Source organism: Comamonas jiangduensis (assembly GCF_030162955.1).
GTDB classification, from domain to species: domain Bacteria; phylum Pseudomonadota; class Gammaproteobacteria; order Burkholderiales; family Burkholderiaceae_C; genus Comamonas; species Comamonas jiangduensis.
Map to the genome: position 1 here is coordinate 173,283 of NZ_JARXOV010000004.1, position 18,484 is coordinate 191,766.

The 18,484-nt window shown below is 59.0% G+C and carries 22 protein-coding genes; 19 read left to right on the forward strand and 3 right to left on the reverse strand.

Translation table 11 applies throughout. From position 1 onward, the window contains the following. The first annotated feature begins 1 nt into the window (after position 1). From QEP12_RS05045 to QEP12_RS05055, 3 genes are all read left to right on the forward strand, one after another. The gene (locus QEP12_RS05045) at positions 2–979 is read left to right on the forward strand and encodes an MlaD family protein (RefSeq protein ID WP_219163504.1); all 978 of its coding nucleotides are present in this window, start codon (positions 2–4) and stop codon (positions 977–979) included. Positions 980–990: 11 nt separating this feature from the next. Further along, the gene (locus tag QEP12_RS05050) at positions 991–1,647 is read left to right on the forward strand and encodes an ABC-type transport auxiliary lipoprotein family protein (RefSeq protein WP_284213564.1); all 657 of its coding nucleotides are present in this window, start codon (positions 991–993) and stop codon (positions 1,645–1,647) included. 180 nt (positions 1,648–1,827) lie between these two features. Then, entirely contained in the window at positions 1,828–2,355 is a 528-nt protein-coding gene (locus tag QEP12_RS05055; protein ID WP_174862187.1) for a hemerythrin domain-containing protein, read from the forward strand. Between the two features lie 95 nt (positions 2,356–2,450). On the opposite strand, the gene QEP12_RS05060 is transcribed toward QEP12_RS05055, so the two are convergent. After that, positions 2,451–3,083 (reverse strand): MarC family protein, encoded by a 633-nt coding sequence (locus QEP12_RS05060; protein ID WP_174862188.1) that lies wholly within the window; start codon positions 3,081–3,083, stop codon positions 2,451–2,453. Positions 3,084–3,217: 134 nt separating this feature from the next. Here QEP12_RS05060 and QEP12_RS05065 point away from each other — a divergent pair, with 134 nt between their 5' ends. Beyond that, positions 3,218–3,910 carry a dienelactone hydrolase family protein gene (locus QEP12_RS05065; RefSeq protein ID WP_219163506.1) on the forward strand — a complete coding sequence of 231 codons (693 nt, stop codon included), beginning with the start codon at positions 3,218–3,220 and terminating at the stop codon, positions 3,908–3,910. 124 nt (positions 3,911–4,034) lie between these two features. On the opposite strand, the gene QEP12_RS05070 is transcribed toward QEP12_RS05065, so the two are convergent. Next, the gene (locus QEP12_RS05070) at positions 4,035–5,165 is read right to left on the reverse strand and encodes a magnesium transporter CorA family protein (protein WP_423119301.1); all 1,131 of its coding nucleotides are present in this window, start codon (positions 5,163–5,165) and stop codon (positions 4,035–4,037) included. A 119-nt stretch (positions 5,166–5,284) separates the two neighbouring features. Further along, complete coding sequence (gene hemB / locus QEP12_RS05075) at positions 5,285–6,295, reverse strand: porphobilinogen synthase (RefSeq protein ID WP_284213566.1); 1,011 nt, start codon at positions 6,293–6,295, stop codon at positions 5,285–5,287. 257 nt (positions 6,296–6,552) lie between these two features. Between hemB and QEP12_RS05080 the strand changes: the two genes are divergently transcribed. The 15 genes from QEP12_RS05080 to rpsS all read left to right on the forward strand — a co-directional run bounded on the left by QEP12_RS05080 (position 6,553) and on the right by rpsS (position 18,483). Then, the gene (locus QEP12_RS05080) at positions 6,553–6,969 is read left to right on the forward strand and encodes a CopD family protein (RefSeq protein ID WP_174862205.1); all 417 of its coding nucleotides are present in this window, start codon (positions 6,553–6,555) and stop codon (positions 6,967–6,969) included. Positions 6,970–7,008: 39 nt separating this feature from the next. Continuing rightward, positions 7,009–8,106, forward strand: a complete 1,098-nt coding sequence (locus QEP12_RS05085; protein WP_246253893.1) for a VanZ family protein — start codon at positions 7,009–7,011, stop codon at positions 8,104–8,106. A 12-nt stretch (positions 8,107–8,118) separates the two neighbouring features. Further along, on the forward strand, positions 8,119–8,463 hold the full coding sequence (locus tag QEP12_RS05090; RefSeq protein WP_174862189.1) for a (2Fe-2S) ferredoxin domain-containing protein: 345 nt from the start codon (positions 8,119–8,121) through the stop codon (positions 8,461–8,463). An 87-nt stretch (positions 8,464–8,550) separates the two neighbouring features. After that, a complete protein-coding gene (locus tag QEP12_RS05095; RefSeq protein WP_174862190.1) occupies positions 8,551–9,183 on the forward strand; it encodes an alpha/beta hydrolase in 633 nt (210 codons plus the stop codon). A gap of 60 nt (positions 9,184–9,243) precedes the next feature. After that, on the forward strand, positions 9,244–10,413 hold the full coding sequence (locus QEP12_RS05100; RefSeq protein ID WP_284213567.1) for a D-alanyl-D-alanine carboxypeptidase family protein: 1,170 nt from the start codon (positions 9,244–9,246) through the stop codon (positions 10,411–10,413). 161 nt (positions 10,414–10,574) lie between these two features. Then, positions 10,575–10,952 (forward strand): 30S ribosomal protein S12, encoded by a 378-nt coding sequence (rpsL, locus tag QEP12_RS05105; RefSeq protein WP_003059441.1) that lies wholly within the window; start codon positions 10,575–10,577, stop codon positions 10,950–10,952. Between the two features lie 169 nt (positions 10,953–11,121). Beyond that, positions 11,122–11,595 (forward strand): 30S ribosomal protein S7, encoded by a 474-nt coding sequence (gene rpsG, locus QEP12_RS05110; protein ID WP_219163511.1) that lies wholly within the window; start codon positions 11,122–11,124, stop codon positions 11,593–11,595. 151 nt (positions 11,596–11,746) lie between these two features. Beyond that, the gene (gene fusA / locus QEP12_RS05115) at positions 11,747–13,855 is read left to right on the forward strand and encodes an elongation factor G (RefSeq protein WP_219163512.1); all 2,109 of its coding nucleotides are present in this window, start codon (positions 11,747–11,749) and stop codon (positions 13,853–13,855) included. A gap of 175 nt (positions 13,856–14,030) precedes the next feature. Further along, positions 14,031–15,221: an elongation factor Tu gene (tuf, locus tag QEP12_RS05120; RefSeq protein ID WP_174862220.1), complete on the forward strand. Its 1,191-nt coding sequence runs from the start codon at positions 14,031–14,033 to the stop codon at positions 15,219–15,221. 25 nt (positions 15,222–15,246) lie between these two features. Next, positions 15,247–15,558 (forward strand): 30S ribosomal protein S10, encoded by a 312-nt coding sequence (gene rpsJ / locus QEP12_RS05125; protein WP_005796953.1) that lies wholly within the window; start codon positions 15,247–15,249, stop codon positions 15,556–15,558. 203 nt (positions 15,559–15,761) lie between these two features. After that, complete coding sequence (gene rplC, locus QEP12_RS05130; protein WP_174862191.1) at positions 15,762–16,436, forward strand: 50S ribosomal protein L3; 675 nt, start codon at positions 15,762–15,764, stop codon at positions 16,434–16,436. After that, positions 16,436–17,059 (forward strand): 50S ribosomal protein L4, encoded by a 624-nt coding sequence (gene rplD, locus QEP12_RS05135; protein WP_219163513.1) that lies wholly within the window; start codon positions 16,436–16,438, stop codon positions 17,057–17,059. The genes rplC and rplD overlap by 1 nt, the downstream gene beginning before the upstream one ends. After that, positions 17,056–17,370 carry a 50S ribosomal protein L23 gene (gene rplW, locus QEP12_RS05140; RefSeq protein ID WP_174862193.1) on the forward strand — a complete coding sequence of 105 codons (315 nt, stop codon included), beginning with the start codon at positions 17,056–17,058 and terminating at the stop codon, positions 17,368–17,370. Before rplD ends, rplW begins: the two co-directional genes overlap by 4 nt. A 2-nt stretch (positions 17,371–17,372) precedes the next feature. After that, a complete protein-coding gene (gene rplB / locus QEP12_RS05145) occupies positions 17,373–18,197 on the forward strand; it encodes a 50S ribosomal protein L2 (protein ID WP_219163515.1) in 825 nt (274 codons plus the stop codon). A gap of 10 nt (positions 18,198–18,207) precedes the next feature. Beyond that, the gene (gene rpsS / locus QEP12_RS05150) at positions 18,208–18,483 is read left to right on the forward strand and encodes a 30S ribosomal protein S19 (protein ID WP_174862195.1); all 276 of its coding nucleotides are present in this window, start codon (positions 18,208–18,210) and stop codon (positions 18,481–18,483) included. Position 18,484 lies beyond the last annotated feature (1 nt).

Here is an 18,484-nt window from a genome sequence, read left to right on the forward strand (position 1 = left end):
CATGGAAAACAAATCACACGCCATGGCGGCTGGCACCTTTGTGCTGGCGCTGGCCGTATTGCTGGCGGGCGTTGCCCTGTGGCTGACGCGCGATCGCCATGAGTACCAACTCTATGAGCTGTCGACATCGGACACCATCAGCGGTCTGCAAAACCAGGCCACGGTGCGCTACAAAGGTGTGGCTGTGGGCAAGGTGACTGACATTACCTTTGACGATGTGCAAAAAGGCAATGTGCTGATCCGGATTGCGGTCGATAGCAAAGCACCCGTGTCCACCACCGGCACGTACGCCATGCTGGGCTACCAGGGGGTGACGGGGATTGCGCACATCCAGCTCGATGATGTGACCGAGCCAATGGCTGAGCTGCCCCACGGTGCCAGCGACTTGCCGCGTTTGCCCATGAAATCCTCGCCCTTGAGTGTGCTGGCAGACCAGGGCATGACCATTTTGAGCAAGGTGGATGAGGCCACCAAACGCATCAATCAACTGCTGGGCGATGAGAACCAGGAGCGCTTCAGCAGTTTGCTGGGCAACTTGTCGGATGCTGCAGGCAATGTGAGCGCAGTCACGCGGGCCATGAATACCACCTTGCGCGAACAGGTGGTGCCTGCGGTGCAAGAGTTCCCGGGCTTGGCTCAGGATGCGCGCAAAGCCATGCAAGCCATGGAGCGCGCAGGCAATGAAGCCGGGGCGCTGGCCCAGGATGTGCGCACCATAGCCGTGGCCATCCAAGGCCCCGGCGGCGCGCTGGAACAAATCACGGCCAGCACCCAGGGCATGGCGCGTGCGGCCGATCGGTTGGACCGGGCCACGTTGCCAGGCATCAGCCAGGCTGCCAGCGACGTGTCTTCTGCCGCACGCCGTATGGGCAGTGCGGCGGCGGGGATTGGCGACAACCCGCAGTCTTTGCTCTATGGCGTCAGCGGCAAGCCCGGCCCGGGTGAGCCCGGCTTTGTGGCACCCCAACCAGCACCATGAGGTCACGCGCGATGCACATGCACTTCTACAAAAAATCGTGGTGGGCGGCTGGTGCCGTCGCACTGTTCTTGGCGGGCTGCAGCAATTTGCCCAGCCCCCCGCAGGCGCTGGTGCGCTATGACCTCGGCGCAGCCCCTGCGCTGGTGGCTGCCAGCGCGCCATTGCAACCGATTGCGCTGGCGCAGATACAGGCGCCGCTGCAAGTTGAAGGCAGCACGGGGCTGCGCTACCGGCTGGCCTACGCCGATGCCCAGGAGCTGCGCACCTATGCCCAGGCCCGCTGGAGTCTGCAACCTGCGCAAATGGTGCAACAGCGTTTGCGTGAGCATTTGAGTCAAGGCGGGCGCGTGGTGTTGTCGGCGCAGCCCGGGGAATTGCCGCCGCTGGTGCAGGGGCGGTCCGTGCCGGTGCTGAGCCTGTCGCTGGAAGAATTCAGCCAGGTGTTTAGCAGCACCCGTGACAGCGTGGGCTGGGTGCGCATTCGCGCCACCTTGGTCGATCCCGCGCCACGCGGTGATGTCTTGCTGGCGCAGCAGGTGTTTGAGGTGCGCCAACCCGCTGGCGCAGCCAATGCCGCAGGGGGCGCCCAAGCCTTGTCGCAGGCCGTGGATGCCGTGGGGGGGCAGCTGCAGCAATGGCTGCAGCAAGCCGTGCCCGCCAAACCTTAGCGCATACGCCGCATGCGCGCTTTGCAGCCCCGCTTGTCGGGGCTTTTTTGCGTTGGGCAAAACACTGGTGTAAGGCAATGCCTTGTGCTGGGCGGACTTTGATGTGACGCAAATCCTTAAGAACTGTCAACCCTAAGCTGACGCCCATTGAAACAACCCATATAACAAAGGAGTTGCACTATGGCAACACTTGAGTGGAGCGCAGACTTGGTGCTGAACGTTCCAGCCATGGATGAAACGCACAAAGAATTTGTCGAGCTGTTGGCCGCCGTGGAAAGCGCAGACAACGAGCAGCTGGGCAGCTTGTGGCAAGCGCTGATTGCGCACACTGAGGCGCACTTTGGTCAGGAAGACCGCTGGATGGTGGCCACGGGCTTTTCCGTCGGCAACTGCCACGCAACGCAGCACAAGGTGGTGCTGGAAATCATGCGCGAAGGCGGCAAACGCTATGCCGAAGGCGATGCCTCCATGATTCGCGGCATGACGCCGGAGCTGGCCTCCTGGTTCAGCTACCACGCGCAGACCATGGATGCGGCGCTGGCACAGCACATGGACAGCGTGGGGTTTGACCCCGTCTCTGGTGTCGTCAGCAACGCACAGGCGTTGCCGCCAGCGCTGATCAGCGGCTGCGGTGGCGCATGTTCCACCCCCCAGGACCACGATCAGCACGCCGAGCAAGCGGACAAAGTGGCGCAGGCAGCGCTGTAAACCGGCCCACTGCCAACCTCCCGTTGCTTGCTTTCAAGCATCCAGACCGCAGCGGCAACTGCAGTCTGGTGGAGCAGCGGCGCTGTACAGCGGCTTTACCCGGCCAGAACCGGGAAAATTTTCATCAGCCCGCCCGCCATCACTTCCACCGCCAGGGCGGCCAAAATCAGGCCCATTAACCGTGTCATCACGTTGATACCGGTTTTGCCCAATACGCGGGCAATCGGCTCTGCCATGGAAAAGCTGGCCCACACGGCGGCGGCTACCACCACCCCATAACCCACCAGCGCCAAATGCTGCCAGAAGGTGGCGGCTTGATCGGCATAAATCACCACCGTAGACATGGCCGCAGGCCCCGTCAGCAGCGGGATGGTGAGCGGCACCACGGCAATGCTGTTGCCCATGGCGGCCTTTTCGGCACCGGCTTCCAGGGTGTCTTCAGGGCGGCGGTCTTCGGCAGGGCGCGCGTTGAGCATATTCATGGCGCTGATGAGCAGCAGCAGCCCACCGCCAACCTGAAAGCTTTGCAGCGAGATGTTGAAAAAGTCCAGCACCTGCAATCCGATGAGCGCGCACGCTGCAATTACCACAAAGGCGCTGAAGGCGGCAGTGCGAATGGTTTGTGCGCGCTGGGCGGCATCAAAACCCTCGGTGTAGTGGATAAAAAACGGCACGATGGCCAGCGGATTGACGATGGCGACCAAGGTGATGAGCGGTTTCAAATCCATGGGGAGTCTAGGCCTGCGAAAAATAAGAGCGGACGTGGAACGCAGAATGCTTAAAGTCGCCTGCGCAATGGACGAAGTCTATAGAGCCTTGAAGGCGTCGGGGCAGCGCCGCACCACAATCAGGAGAAGCAAGCATGGGTCAGTTTGTACAGCTAACGGCAGCAGATGGCACGGAAATTCCCGCATGGGTGGCGCAGCCCGACGGGCCGGTGCGGGGCGCGCTGGTCGTGGCGCAGGAGATTTTTGGGGTGAATGCCCATATCCGCAATGTGACCGATCGCATGGCGGCCCGTGGTTTTTTGGCGATTGCACCGGCGCTGTTCACGCGGCTGGAGGCGGATGTGCAACTGGGCTATGACGCCGAAAGCATGGCCCGTGGCAAGGCCCTGAAAGCCGCTGCAGAGGCCTTGCCCGATGAGGGCGTGCTGCAAGATGTGCGCGCGGCCGCGCAGTGGGCGCAGCAGCGTGTGGGCGGCCAGAAGGTGGGCATGGTGGGCTTTTGCTGGGGCGGGCTGCTGACGTGGCGGGCCGCCAATCTGGTGGACGAGTTGGGCGCAGTGGTGTGCTACTACGGCGGCGGCATGACGGTGGAGCCGGAGGTGCTGCGCACGCCCTTGGTGCCGGTGCTGGCGCATTTTGGCGCGCGCGATGCGCACATCTCCATCGAGAGCGTGATGGCCTTCAGCGCCCTGCACCCCGAGGTACAGGTGCATGTCTATGAAGCCGACCACGGCTTTAACTGTGACCAGCGCGCCAGCTTTGACCAGATCAGCGCCATCCAGGCCAAAGACCGCACGCTGGCATTCTTCGATCAGCACCTGGGTTGATTGCCGCTGCTGGGTTTTCAAAAACAAGAGCTGCTTCTGCTCATGTCTGCGTGCTTTCCATATACAAACCTAAGGAAAACAAGCAATTGCAAGCACAGGCCGCTCTGGTTTTGATGGCACCAAGTCAGGTGTTTTCTCCCAGCAGACTGTCGCGCTCAATGTAGCGGCGGCGCAGGAAGAACACCAGCAAGGCCGCGCCAATCAAGGCCATGGCGCCCATGGCCCACCAGAAACCGTCTTCTGCGTGCACCAGCGGCAGCACATCAAAGTTCATGCCGAACACGGCGGCAATCAGGTTCAGCGGCAGGAAGATGGCGGTCAAGGTGGTCAGCGTGCGCATGATGTCGTTGGCGCGGTTGCTTTGGGCCGAGAAGTGCATCTGCAAAGCGGCTTCGGCACTTTGCTCCATGCGATGCACGTGGTGGCTGACGCGCTCAATGTGCTCCAGCACGTCGCGCGAGCGCACGCGCAGCAGCTCGCGCGCGCGGCGCTCGGCCGTCTCATTTTCCTCGGGCCAACTCTCCAGCGCGTCGATCCAGTCCTGCACGGCGGCGCGCTGGTCTTCACAGATTTCATTGAGCTGGTGCAGGCCCAGCTGCGCCTGCAACACCTTGCTCCAGTCGTGAAAGCGCGAGTTGGGGTTGAGCAGGGCCATCTGCCACTGCTCCATCTGCCTGGCCATGTCGCGGCGCAGGCTGAGAAAGCCGTCCACCATCAGGTCCAGCTGGCGCAGCATCAGGTCGGCGCTGCTGGCAGGCAGGCGGCTGTTGGCCGTGCTGCGTTTTTCCGGCGCGGTGCTGGGGGTGAGCAGGCGCTGCAGGTGCTGTGCGCGCACCGGGCAGTCTGCGGGGTGCACGCTGAACAGCAGCGGGTCAAATACGGCAAAGCCAACGGGGGCGGTGTCCAGGTTCTGCAGGTTGGTGGGGGTGGGCGTTGGTGGGGTCGGGGGGGCTGCGCCTTCCAGCCGGCGAAACAGCATCACGTCGTAGTCGGAGGTGTAGTCGAAGGTGGATGGAATCTGGGCATTGAGCAAGTCGGAGATGTGCAGATCCAGCAGCGGCGTGCCGCACAGCTGTTGCAGCAGGCTTTGCACGGCGGGCAGTTGGCGCTCCAGCTCGGTGCGCTCGCACGACAGCCAGTAAAAGCTGCCGGGGGCGGGTGGCGACGGTAAAGCCGCTGCACTGGCGGTGTCTGCGGGCCAGGTGCCCAGGTCTTGCACGAGTTTGGTGGAAGGCTGAATCAGCAGCAGACGCATGGAGTTGGTGCTCAAAATGGCTGGTAACGCTTGTGGCGCAAGCGCTGACAGCTATCAAAACAAGGTGCGCATAAAAAAGGCAGCCCTGCGGCTGCCTGGTGCGAAGGGATCGCTGGAGCTTACAGGCCGCGCAGCTTTTTGGCAGCGTCAATCGCGAAGTAGGTCAAGATGCCATCGGCCCCGGCGCGCTTGAAGGCCAGCAGCGATTCCATCATCACGGCGTCGTGGTCCAGCCAGCCGTTGGCGGCCGCGGCCTTGAGCATGGCGTATTCGCCGCTGACCTGGTAAGCAAAGGTGGGCACCTGGAATTCGTCCTTGACGCGGCGCACCACGTCCAGATACGGCATGCCGGGCTTGACCATGACCATGTCCGCGCCCTCGGCGATGTCCAGCGCCACTTCGCGCAGGGCTTCGTTGGAGTTGGCGGGGTCCATCTGGTAGACGTTTTTGTCGGCCTTGCCCAAGGCGCCGCGCGTGCCCACGGCATCGCGGAAGGGGCCGTAGAACGCGCTGGCGTATTTGGCGCTGTAGGCCATGATCTGGGTATGAATGTGGCCTTGCAGCTCCAGCGCTTCGCGGATGGCACCAATGCGCCCGTCCATCATGTCGCTGGGGGCCACCATGTCGGCACCTGCTTCGGCGTGGTTCAGGGCCTGGCCCACCAGTACTTCCATGGTCTCATCGTTGAGGATGTAGCCGGTTTCATCCAGGATGCCGTCCTGGCCGTGGCTGGTGTAGGGATCCAGTGCCACGTCGGTCATCACGCCCAGTTGGGGGAATTCCTGCTTCAGCGCGCGGATCACGCGGGGGATCAGGCCGTCGGGGTTGAGGGCTTCTTTGCCGTCGGGCGTTTTCAGGCTGGCATCAATCGCGGGGAACAGCGCCAGGAAGGGGATCTCCAGCTTCACGCATTCCTCGGCCACGGGCAGCAGCAGATCCAGACTCAGGCGGTCCACGCCCGGCATGGACGCCACGGCCTCACGGCGGTTGCTGCCTCCGTGCACAAACACAGGGTAGATGAAGTCATGGGCTGACAGCTGACTCTCTCGCACCAAGTTGCGGGTGAACGCATTGCGGCGCAAACGACGAGGACGGCTTTGTGGGAAAGGAGTAGGGCTAGACAGATGCATGGCCGCCATTGTGCGCTTGTCCGCGCAAGCATGCGAGTGATAGCGCTTGATACAGGTAAACCTTAGGCCGGATCCGCGCCCAGCTTGGGGATAGCCCTGTGTACGCAGGCAGGGGGCACAGATAGATTTGGTTGCTGAGAGCGGCCCGCCGCTTTCCCTGCTTCACCTCCCTGAGCAGGCCTCTTGACTGAGGATTTTCAAAGCCCGGTATGTGCCGGGCTTTTTTTTGCCGCCGCCATGCGCCTTACACTGTGCCCATGTTGTGGGTTAAAGCTTTTCATATCGTCTTCGTGGCCAGCTGGTTTGCCGGCCTGTTTTATCTGCCGCGCATTTTCGTGAATCTGGCCATGGTGACGCCCGGTTCCGTGGCGGAGCGCGAGCGTTTGATCGGCATGTCGCAGCGCCTGCTGCGCTTTACCACCATCTTGGCAGTGCCCGCGCTGGGCCTGGGTCTGTGGTTGTGGCTGGGTTACGGCTTTGCTGGCGGCTGGCTGCATGCCAAGTTGCTGCTGGTGCTGGCCGTCATGGGCTACCACTACAGCTGCGCCGTGCTGCTGCGCCAGTTGCAGGCCGATAGCTGCCAGCACAGCCACCGCTGGTTCCGCTGGTACAACGAACTGCCGGTGCTGCTGCTCACGGTCATTGTGATCTTGGTGGTTGTCAAACCTTTCTAACTTTTCCACCGCGTGGGCCCAAACGGAAAGGGGCTGCCTGTGTTCAAGACTTCGGCGTGGCCGCTGGCCATGCTGTACACCGCACTGATTGTTTTTGCGAGCCTGTTTCCCTTCGAGGGCTGGCGTGCGCAAGGGATTGCGCCGTCGGTGTTTGTCACAGCCTCGTTGCCCCCGCCGTACTGGACGTGGTTTGACGTCAATATCAATGTGCTGGGCTACGCGCCGCTAGGTTTTTTGCTGACCTTAGGGGGTGTGCGCAGCGGCTTGCGGGGCTGGGCGATTCCCGTGGCATGGCTGGGTGGGGCAGCCCTGTCGCTGTGCATGGAGTTTTTGCAAATTTACCTGCCGCGCCGGGTGCCCTCCAACATGGACTTTGTGCTCAACGCAGCAGGCGTGTTGCTGGGTGCGCTGCTGGCCTGGACGCTGGAGTGGTGGGGGCTGCTGGCACGCTGGAGCGTCTTTCGCGAACGCTGGTTTGGCCAACAGCCGCATGGCGGACTGGTGCTGATTGCGCTATGGCCCGTGTCACTGCTGTTTCCGCTGGTGCTGCCTTTTGGTTTGGGGCAGGTGCTGGAGCGTTTGGACAAAACGCTGGATGTATGGCTGGAGGGTACGCCCTTCATGGACTGGCTGCCCTTGCGTGAAGAGCCCTTGGTGCCGCTGATGCCCAGCGCTGAAATGCTGTGCGTCATGCTGGGGCTGCTGGCGCCGTGCTTGCTGGGCTATATGTTGATTGCGCACCTGGGCCGCCGTGCGGTATTTGCGGCCGTGGTTTTGCTGGCCGGGCTGGCTGCCACGGGGCTGTCTTCGGCAATGGCCTATGGCCCCGTGCATGCGTGGGAGTGGCTGACCTTGCCCACGCAAGCCGGCGTGGTGGCCGCCATCTTGCTGGCAGCGTGTGCCTTGCCGGTGCCGCGCCGCTGGTGCGCGGTGCTGCTGCTGCTGGTGCTGATGTGGCAACTCAACTGGCTGAATCAGGCGCCGCTGAACCCGTACTTTGCGGACACGCTGCAGTCCTGGGAACAGGGGCGCTTCATGCGGTTTTACGGATTGGGCCAATGGCTGGGCTGGGTCTGGCCCTATGCCGTGCTTGCGTATGTGGCATTGCGCCTGACCCAGCGCCAGCCCCAATCCTAGAATGCTTGCACCATGAGTGAGAACACCCCCACCGGCTACTACAGCCGCCATATCTTTTTTTGTCTGAATGAGCGCCCCAACGGCGAAGACTGCTGCCACCTGCACGGCGCCAAGGAAGGCTTTGACCACTGCAAGCGCGCCATCAAAGATGCGGGCCTGGCGGGCAAAGGCCAGGTGCGCGTGAACAAGGCAGGCTGCCTGGACCGCTGCGCCGCCGGCCCCGTGGCCGTGGTCTACCCCGAAGGCACGTGGTACACCTTTGTGGATACTGCGGACATCGACGAGATTGTGGAGTCGCACCTCAAAAACGGGCAGGTGGTGGAACGTTTGTTGGTGCCGCCGGAACTTGGCCGCTGAAACAGACTCCTACACCCCATTACAAGTGTTTTTGGCCTCTAGCGCTTGTCTATCAAGCGCTAATAGCTATGAAATAGGTGGTTGCAATTGAACGCTCACACTGAACGCTTCACCCTTACCGGCGCGGCCGGCCTCATTGAAGCCTTGCGCGATCGCCCTGCGGGAACACCCCGGGGCGTGGCGGTCATCGCCCACCCGCACCCGCTGTTTGGCGGCACCATGGACAACAAAGTGGTGCAGACTTTGGCGCGTGCTTTTGTGCAAACCGGCTGGGAAGTGGTGCGCTTTAACTTTCGCGGTGTCGGCGCCAGCCAGGGCGAGCACGATGCGGGCCGTGGTGAGGCACAAGACATGTTGGAAGTGGTGCGCCAAGTGGCACCCACCGGTGCGGTGGCGCTGGCGGGGTTTTCGTTTGGTGCCTTTGTGACCACGCATGTGCTGCAGGCACTGTGGGACGAAGGGCGCGTGGAGAAAGTGGTGCTGGTGGGCACGGCGGCCAGCCGTTTTGACCCCGCCCCCGTACCTGCTGCCGCGCACGACCGCACCCTGGTGCTGCATGGCGAAGCAGATGACACCGTGCCTTTGCAATCCGTCATGGACTGGGCGCGCCCGCAGACACTGCCTGTAACAGTTGTGCCCGCTGGCGGTCATTTCTTCCACGGACAATTGCCCTTGCTCAAAGGGCTGGTGGCCCGCCACCTGACGGCCACGCACTTGTAAAACGCTCAGCGGGCCTGCGGGCTGTACCGACTGAAATTTTGTAGACCAACCGAGTTGCTCATGAAGCCTGTTTTGAAGAATTTGCGCACGCTGGCATTGACCGCGGCCTTGGCGCCCCTGTGGGCGAACGCACAAATCGCGCAGCTGCAACCCCCAGAGATTGCTGCACACACGTATATGTTGGTGGATGTGACCGCCAACCAGGTGCTGGCCTCCAAAGATGTGGATGCGCCGGTAGAGCCGGCATCGCTGACCAAGCTGATGACGGCATACCTGGTGTTTGACGCCCTGCGCGCCAAGAAGGTCACCCTGGAGCAGCGCCTGCCCGTGAGCGAGATGGCCTGGAAGATGCCAGGCTCGCGCATGTTCATCGACCCCAAGATGCAAGTGCCAGTCGAAGATCTGCTCAAAGGCATGATCGTGCAGTCGGGCAACGACGCCACCATGGCGCTGGCCGAAGGTGTCGGTGGCACCAAGGAAAACTTTGTGCGGCTGATGAATGAGCAGGCCAAAGCACTGGGCATGACCGGCACCAGCTACAAAAACCCCGAAGGCCTGACAGAGCCTGGCCACTTCACCACGGCGCGTGACCTGTCCATTTTGGCCATGCGCTTGCTGCGTGACTTCCCCGAGTACACGCACTACTACTCCATCAAGGAGTACCGCTACGAAGGCACACCAGCGGCCAACGGGCGCAACCGCAATACCTTGCTGTTCCGCGATCCCACGGTGGATGGCCTGAAGACTGGTCACACCAACGCGGCAGGCTACTGCCTGGTGGCCACGGCCAACCGTGATATCCCCAATGTGGGTAGCCGCCGTGTGCTCTCCATCGTGCTGGGTGCTGCCTCGGACAACGCACGCGCCAACGAGAGTCAGAAGCTGCTGAACTGGGGCTACACCGCCTACGACGCCGTGAAGCTGTTTGATGCCGGGCAGGCTATGGAAGTGGCGCAAATCTGGAAGGGCTCGCAAGGCACGCTCAAGATTGGCCGTGAAGGCGCCACCGTGGTGACGGTGCCCTCGGGCAGCTCCGGCAAGGTGTCGACCCAGGTGGTGCGCACCGATCCTTTGATGGCTCCTATCACCAAGGGCCAGCAGGTGGGGACTTTGAAGGTGTTGGTGGCCGATCAAGTGGCTGCAGAAATGCCCATCTTCGCGCTGGAAAGCGTGGAAGAAGGTGGATTCTTTAGCCGACTGTGGGACACCATTCGACTCTGGATTCGCTAAGGCGGCACCCTGGGAGGTAGGCAAATTTCGCATTCTGAGAAAGTGCCTACCGTTTAATCACATGTGACTTGCCCCGGGTTTTCCAAACTGGTACATTCGAGGGCTTTTCGGAAATTCCGAAGGGTTTCACGTTTTCGTTTTTTACGTTTAGGGACGTATATATGCCAACCATTAATCAACTCGTGCGCCAGGGCCGCACGGTCGAAGTTGTTAAATCCAAGAGCCCTGCTATGGAAAACTGCCCCCAACGCCGTGGCGTGTGCACCCGTGTGTACACCACCACTCCTAAGAAGCCTAACTCGGCTTTGCGTAAGGTGGCGAAGGTTCGCTTGACCAACGGTTTCGAAGTGATTTCGTACATCGGCGGTGAAGGCCACAACCTGCAAGAGCACAGCGTGGTGCTGGTGCGCGGCGGCCGTGTGAAGGACTTGCCAGGTGTGCGTTACCACATCGTGCGCGGTTCCTTGGACCTGCAAGGCGTCAAGGATCGTAAGCAAGCCCGTTCCAAGTACGGTGCCAAGAAGCCTAAGGCTAAGTAATCAGCCTTTCGGTTCTGAAAAACATCGGTGTTTGATTCGCCTGACTGGCGCGGTCAAACGTAGTGGCCCGAAGCGCAAATGTTTTGCGTGGGTCGAGTAAGTGAGAGACTTTGATTAGCTCTCGCGGTGTCTGAAAAGTCACCAACTGAAGCAAAGATAGAGGTAAAAAATGCCACGTCGTCGCGAAGTCCCCAAACGTGAAATTCTGCCGGATCCTAAGTTCGGTAACGTAGAGCTGTCCAAATTCATGAACGTGATCATGGAAGGCGGCAAAAAGGCGGTTGCAGAGCGCATCATTTACGGTGCTCTGGATCTGATCGCCAAGAAGCAGCCTGAAAAGGAAGCTTTGGAAGTGTTTGTTACAGCTATCAACAACGTGAAGCCCATGGTGGAAGTGAAGTCCCGCCGCGTGGGTGGCGCTAACTACCAAGTGCCCGTTGAAGTGCGTCCCGTCCGTCGTCTGGCTCTGTCCATGCGCTGGATCAAGGAAGCTGCCCGCAAGCGTGGTGAGAAGTCGATGGCCCAGCGTCTGGCCAACGAACTGATGGAAGCCACCGAAGGCCGTGGCGGCGCCATGAAGAAGCGTGACGAAGTGCACCGCATGGCCGAAGCCAACAAGGCATTCAGCCACTTCCGCTTCTAAGCTGCTGTAGCAGTTTGAAACCAGACGGGCCGCTCGCAAATCTTGCCTGCGGCCTTGTCTCGATTCAAGGCGCCCCCATATAGAACTGCTGGCCCCAGCGCACAAGGCAGGGTGATCGCAGACTCTCTCCCCGATCAATCAAGGATCAATCATGGCTCGCAAGACCCCCATTAGCCGCTACCGCAATATCGGTATCTCGGCACACATCGACGCAGGTAAGACCACCACTTCCGAACGTATCCTGTTCTACACAGGCGTAACCCACAAGCTGGGCGAAGTGCACGACGGCGCTGCGACCACTGACTGGATGGAGCAAGAGCAAGAGCGCGGTATCACGATCACATCGTCTGCTGTGACCTGCTTCTGGAAGGGTATGGACCTGACCCGCCCTGAGCACCGCATCAACATCATCGACACCCCCGGCCACGTGGACTTCACGATTGAAGTGGAACGTTCCATGCGCGTGCTGGACGGCGCTGTGATGGTGTACTGCGCGGTGGGTGGTGTGCAGCCCCAATCCGAAACCGTGTGGCGCCAAGCCAACAAGCACAAAGTGCCTCGTCTGGCCTTTGTGAACAAGATGGACCGTACCGGTGCGAACTTCTTCAAGGTCGTGGACCAGATGAAGCTGCGCCTGAAGGCCAACCCCGTGCCAATCGTGGTGCCAATCGGCGCGGAAGACAACTTCCAAGGCGTGGTTGACCTGATCAAGATGAAGGCCATCTTCTGGGACGAAGCTTCCCAGGGCATGAAGTTTGAATACCGTGAGATCCCTGCTGAGCTGGTCGAAGTGGCTCAGAAGTGGCGCGAAAACATGGTGGAAGCTGCGGCTGAAGCCAGCGAAGAGTTGATGAACAAGTACCTGGAAGAAGGTGACTTGTCCGAAGAAGAGATCATCTCTGCACTGCGTCAGCGTACCATCGCAACCGAAATCCAGCCCATGTTGTGCGGCTCGGCTTTCAAGAACAAGGGTGTGCAGCGCATGCTGGACGCCGTGCTGGACTTGCTGCCTGCACCTACCGACATTCCTGACGTTACAGGTACCGATCCTGATGACGAAGAGAAGAAGCTGTCGCGCAAGGCTGACGACGAAGAGAAGTTCTCTGCGCTCGCATTCAAGCTGATGACTGACCCATTCGTTGGTCAGCTGACTTTCGTGCGCGTGTACTCGGGCGTTTTGACCAAGGGCGAAACCGTTCTGAATGCTGTGAAGGGCAAGAAAGAGCGTATCGGTCGTATCGTGCAGATGCACGCGAACGAGCGTCAAGAAGTTGAAGAAATTCGCGCTGGCGACATCGCTGCTTGTGTGGGTCTGAAGGATGTGACCACAGGCGAAACTCTGTGTGATATCGCAGCACCTATCGTGCTGGAGCGCATGGTGTTCCCTGAGCCCGTGATTGCACAGGCTGTGGAACCCAAGTCCAAGGCCGACCAAGAAAAGATGGGTATTGCCCTCTCGCGTCTGGCTGCTGAAGACCCATCTTTCCGCGTGCGTACCGACGAAGAATCCGGTCAGACCATCATTGCCGGTATGGGCGAGTTGCACCTGGAAATTATCGTTGACCGCATGAAGCGCGAGTTCAACGTGGAAGCCAACGTGGGCAAGCCCCAGGTTGCTTACCGCGAAACCGTGCGCTCGACCGTCAAGGATGTGGACGGCAAGTTCGTTCGCCAGTCCGGTGGTAAGGGTCAATACGGTCACGTCGTGTTCACGCTGGAGCCCCAGGAAGCTGGTAAGGGCTTTGAGTTTGTGGACGAAATCAAGGGCGGTGTGGTGCCTCGCGAATACATCCCTGCAGTCGAAAAGGGTGTGATCGAAGCCCTGACCTCGGGCGTGTTGGCTGGCTACCCTGTGGTGGACGTAAAGGTTCGCTTGACATTCGGTTCGTACCACGATGTGGACTCGTCCGAGCAAGCGTTCAAGATGGCTGCGATCTTTGGTTTCAAGGAAGCCGCTAAGAAGGCAAATCCTGTAATTCTGGAGCCAATGATGGCTGTGGAAGTGGAAACGCCTGAAGACTACGCCGGTACCGTGATGGGTGACTTGTCTTCACGTCGCGGCATGGTGCAGGGCATGGAAGACATGGTTGGTGGCGGCAAGGCCATCAAGGCAGAAGTGCCACTGTCGGAAATGTTTGGTTACGCCACTTCGCTGCGTTCGCAAACACAAGGCCGTGCTACTTACACGATGGAGTTCAAGCACTACGCAGAAGCTCCTCGCAACGTGGCTGAAGCCATCGTGGCTGCCCGCGCTAAGTAATTCGCAAATCGGTCATAATTGATCATTTGGCCCAAAGTGCTTTTTGAAGTGATTTGGGTGCAGATTGCCGGTCTGCGATCGTGTGCCACTTTGTTACCTGTGCGAAGTGAAGCAGCAATGCGATGCAGACCTTAAAACCCCACACAGGTTTGCTCTTTTATTTGGAGAATTTGCAATGGCAAAAGAAAAGTTCGAGCGTACCAAGCCCCACGTGAACGTGGGCACCATTGGCCACGTTGACCACGGTAAGACTACCCTGACGGCTGCTATCGCTACTGTGCTGTCCAAGCACTTTGGCGGCGAAGCACGTGACTACTCGCAGATCGACAACGCGCCTGAAGAAAAGGCCCGTGGTATCACCATCAACACTTCGCACGTTGAGTACGAAACTGCTACTCGCCACTACGCTCACGTTGACTGCCCTGGTCACGCTGACTATGTGAAGAACATGATTACTGGTGCTGCTCAGATGGACGGCGCTATCTTGGTTTGCTCCGCTGCTGACGGCCCAATGCCCCAGACTCGTGAGCACATCCTGTTGGCTCGTCAGGTTGGCGTTCCTTACATCATCGTGTTCCTGAACAAGTGCGACATGGTGGACGACGAAGAACTGCTGGAGCTGGTGGAAATGGAAGTCCGCGAATTGCTGGACAAGTACGACTTCCCTGGTGACGACACACCTATCATCCGTGGCTCCGCTAAGCTGGCCCTGGAAGGTGACACTTCTGACAAGGGTGAGCCTGCGATCTTGAAGCTGGCTGAAGCGCTGGACTCCTACATCCCCACACCTGAGCGTGCTGTGGACGGTGCCTTTGCAATGCCCGTGGAAGACGTATTCTCGATCTCCGGTCGCGGTACCGTGGTGACAGGCCGTATCGAGCGCGGCATCATCAAGGTTGGCGAAGAAATCGAAATCGTCGGTATCAAGGACACCCAAAAGACCACCTGTACAGGCGTGGAAATGTTCCGCAAGCTGCTGGATCAAGGCCAAGCTGGTGACAACGTGGGTCTGCTGCTGCGCGGCACCAAGCGTGAAGACGTGGAGCGTGGCCAAGTGCTGTGCAAGCCCGGCTCCATCAAGCCCCACACCCACTTCACTTCCGAAGTGTATGTGTTGTCCAAGGACGAAGGCGGTCGCCACACTCCTTTCTTCAACAACTACCGCCCTCAGTTCTACTTCCGTACAACTGACGTGACTGGTTCCATCGAGCTGCCTGAAGGCAAGGAAATGGTGATGCCTGGCGATAACGTCTCCATCACTGTGAAGCTGATCGCTCCTATCGCCATGGAAGAAGGTCTGCGCTTCGCTATCCGCGAAGGTGGTCGTACTGTTGGCGCCGGCGTGGTTGCTAAGATCATTGCCTAATTCTTAGGAAAGCTAGGAATTAACAATGTCTAAGCAAAAAATCCGTATCCGTCTGAAGGCTTTCGATTACAAGTTGATCGACCAGTCTGCAGCTGAAATCGTCGATACCGCCAAGCGTACTGGCGCGATCGTTAAGGGTCCTGTGCCTCTGCCTACACGCATGAAGCGCTTCGACATCCTGCGTTCGCCCCACGTGAACAAGACTTCGCGTGACCAGTTGGAAATCCGTACTCACCAACGCCTGATGGATATTGTCGATCCTACCGACAAGACTGTTGATGCCTTGATGAAGCTGGACCTGCCTGCTGGCGTGGACGTCGAAATCAAACTGCAATAAGAACTTCTTGGGCGCTGCTTGCGGCGCCTTATAAGGTCTTCTTTTAACGCGAACTTGCTTGAAAAAGCAGTTCGCGTTAGAATTTGGAGCTTCGCCAAAATGGCGAAGTTTTATTAACCTTCTTTCGTGCACTTTCAGATCTCTGAGTTGGGTGCAACGCTGGGCCAATTGCAGTTACAGCGGCGAGAGTTTTGGAGAAACAAATGAGTCTGAGCAACTCCATGGGGTTGCTGGGTCGCAAGGTGGGCATGATGCGTCTGTTCACTGATGATGGGGACGCAGTGCCTGTCACAGTGGTAGATGTTTCTAACAACCGCGTGACTCAGGTCAAAACCCAAGAGAACGATGGCTATGTGGCTTTGCAAGTCACATTCGGTACACGCAAGACATCGCGCGTGACCAAGCCTGAAGCTGGCCACCTCGCTAAGGCGGGCGTTGAAGCCGGTGAAGTTACACAAGAATTCCGCGTGACAGAAGATACAGCTGCCAAGTACGCAGCTGGCGCTACTGTGCCCGTGGCTGATCTGTTCAGCGTAGGCCAAAAGGTTGATGTGCAAGGCACAACAATCGGTAAGGGCTTTGCTGGCACGATCAAGCGTCACAACTTCGGCGCACAACGCAACTCGCACGGTAACAGCCGTTCGCACCGCGTACCTGGCTCTATCGGTATGGCACAAGACCCCGGTCGCGTGTTCCCCGGCAAGCGTATGACAGGTCACATGGGCGTTGACACCGTGACTACCCAAAACCTGGATGTGGTTCGCATTGACGAAGCACGCCAACTGCTGTTGATCAAGGGTGCCATTCCTGGCTCCAAGGGTGGCTTTGTGTCCGTCCGTCCTGCGATCAAGGCTAAAGCTTCCAAAGGAGCGAACTAATGCAGCTCGAACTCCTGAATGAACAAGGCCAAGCGGCGTCGACTTTCGACGCTCCTGAAACCGTGTTCGGTCGTGCTTATAACGAAGATCTGATCCACCAGATCGTGACTGCCTACCGTGCCAACGGTCGTCAAGGCACTCGCGCTCAAAAGGATCGTGAGCAAGTTCGCCACAGCACAGCCAAGCCTTTTAAACAAAAGGGTACAGGCCGTGCACGTGCTGGTATGACTTCCTCGCCTCTGTGGCGTGGGGGCGGTCGCACATTCCCCAATTTGCCTGAAGAAAACTTCACGCAGAAGATCAACAAGAAGATGTACCGTGCTGGTATGGCTTCGATCCTGTCTCAGCTGGCCCGCGAAGGTCGTGTGGCAGTGGTGGATTCGTTGACTGTTGACACTCCCAAGACCAAGGTCTTGGCTGACAAGTTCAAGTCCATGAACCTGCAGTCGTCAGTGATGGTGATCGCTGAAGAAATCGACGAAAACCTGTACCTGGCTTCGCGCAACCTGAAGAACGTGTTTGTGGTGGAACCCCGCTACGCAGACCCCGTTTCTCTGGTGCATTACAAGAAAGTACTCATCACCAAGGGTGCGATCGACAAACTCAAGGAGATGTTCGCATGAGCACACTCAAGTTTGACGAAGGTCGTCTGATGCAAGTGCTGGTTGCTCCCATCGTGTCCGAAAAGGCCACCATGGTTGCTGAGCAGTCCAACGCAGTGACATTCAAGGTGCTGCAAAACGCTACCAAGCACGAAATCAAGGCCGCTGTGGAATTGATGTTCAAGGTTGAAGTTTTGGGCGTTTCTGTAGTGAACACCAAGGGCAAGACCAAGCGCTTTGGCAAGACCATTGGCCGTCGCGACAATGTTCGCAAGGCTTATGTGCGTCTGAAGCCCGGTCAAGAGCTGAACCTGTCTGGGGAGGCTGCTTAATCATGGCTGTTATCAAACTCAAACCAACTTCGCCTGGCCGTCGCGGCGCGGTGAAGGTGACTCGTGACCACCTGCACAAGGGTGCTGGTTTCGCTCCTTTGCTGGAAGCGCAATCCGAAAAGGCCGGTCGCAACAACAACGGTCACATCACAACACGCCACAAGGGCGGTGGTCACAAGCACCACTACCGCGTGGTGGACTTCAAGCGCAACAAGGACGGTATCCCCGCCAAGGTTGAGCGCATTGAGTACGACCCTAACCGTTCCGCGCACATCGCTTTGGTATGCTATGCAGACGGCGAGCGTCGCTACATCATTGCTCCTCGCAACTTGGCTGTGGGTGCAACCATCGTGAGCGGCTCTGAAGCGCCTATCCGTGTTGGTAACACCCTGCCTATCCGCAACATCCCCGTGGGTTCGACCATCCACTGTATCGAACTGCAACCTGCAGGCGGCGCTCAAATCGCTCGTTCCGCTGGTGCATCCGCTACATTGCTGGCCCGCGAAAGCGTTTACGCCCAAGTGCGTATGCGTTCCGGCGAAGTGCGCAAAATTCACATCGAATGCCGCGCCACCATCGGTGAAGTTGCCAACGAAGAACACAGCCTGCGCCGCTACGGTAAGGCCGGTGTGAAGCGTTGGATGGGTATTCGTCCTACCGTCCGCGGTACTGCAATGAACCCAATCGATCACCCGCACGGTGGTGGTGAAGGTAAGACTGGCGAAGGCCGTCACGCAGTTGACCCATGGGGTAACCTGACGAAGGGCTACCGCACCCGTAACAACAAACGCACACAAAACATGATTGTGTCGCGTCGTAAAAAGTAAGGGGTAGCAAATGACTCGTTCTCTCAAAAAGGGTCCGTTTGTTGACCATCACTTGGTTGCTAAGGTTGAAAAAGCCGTAGCTACTAAGGATAAGAAGCCCGTCAAGACTTGGTCGCGTCGCTCCATGGTTCTGCCCGATTTCATCGGTCTGACCATTGCTGTGCACAACGGCAAGCAGCACGTGCCTGTCTACATCACCGACCAAATGGTAGGTCACAAGTTGGGCGAATTCGCTCTGACTCGTACCTTCAAGGGTCACCCCGCCGACAAGAAGGCCAAGAAGTAAG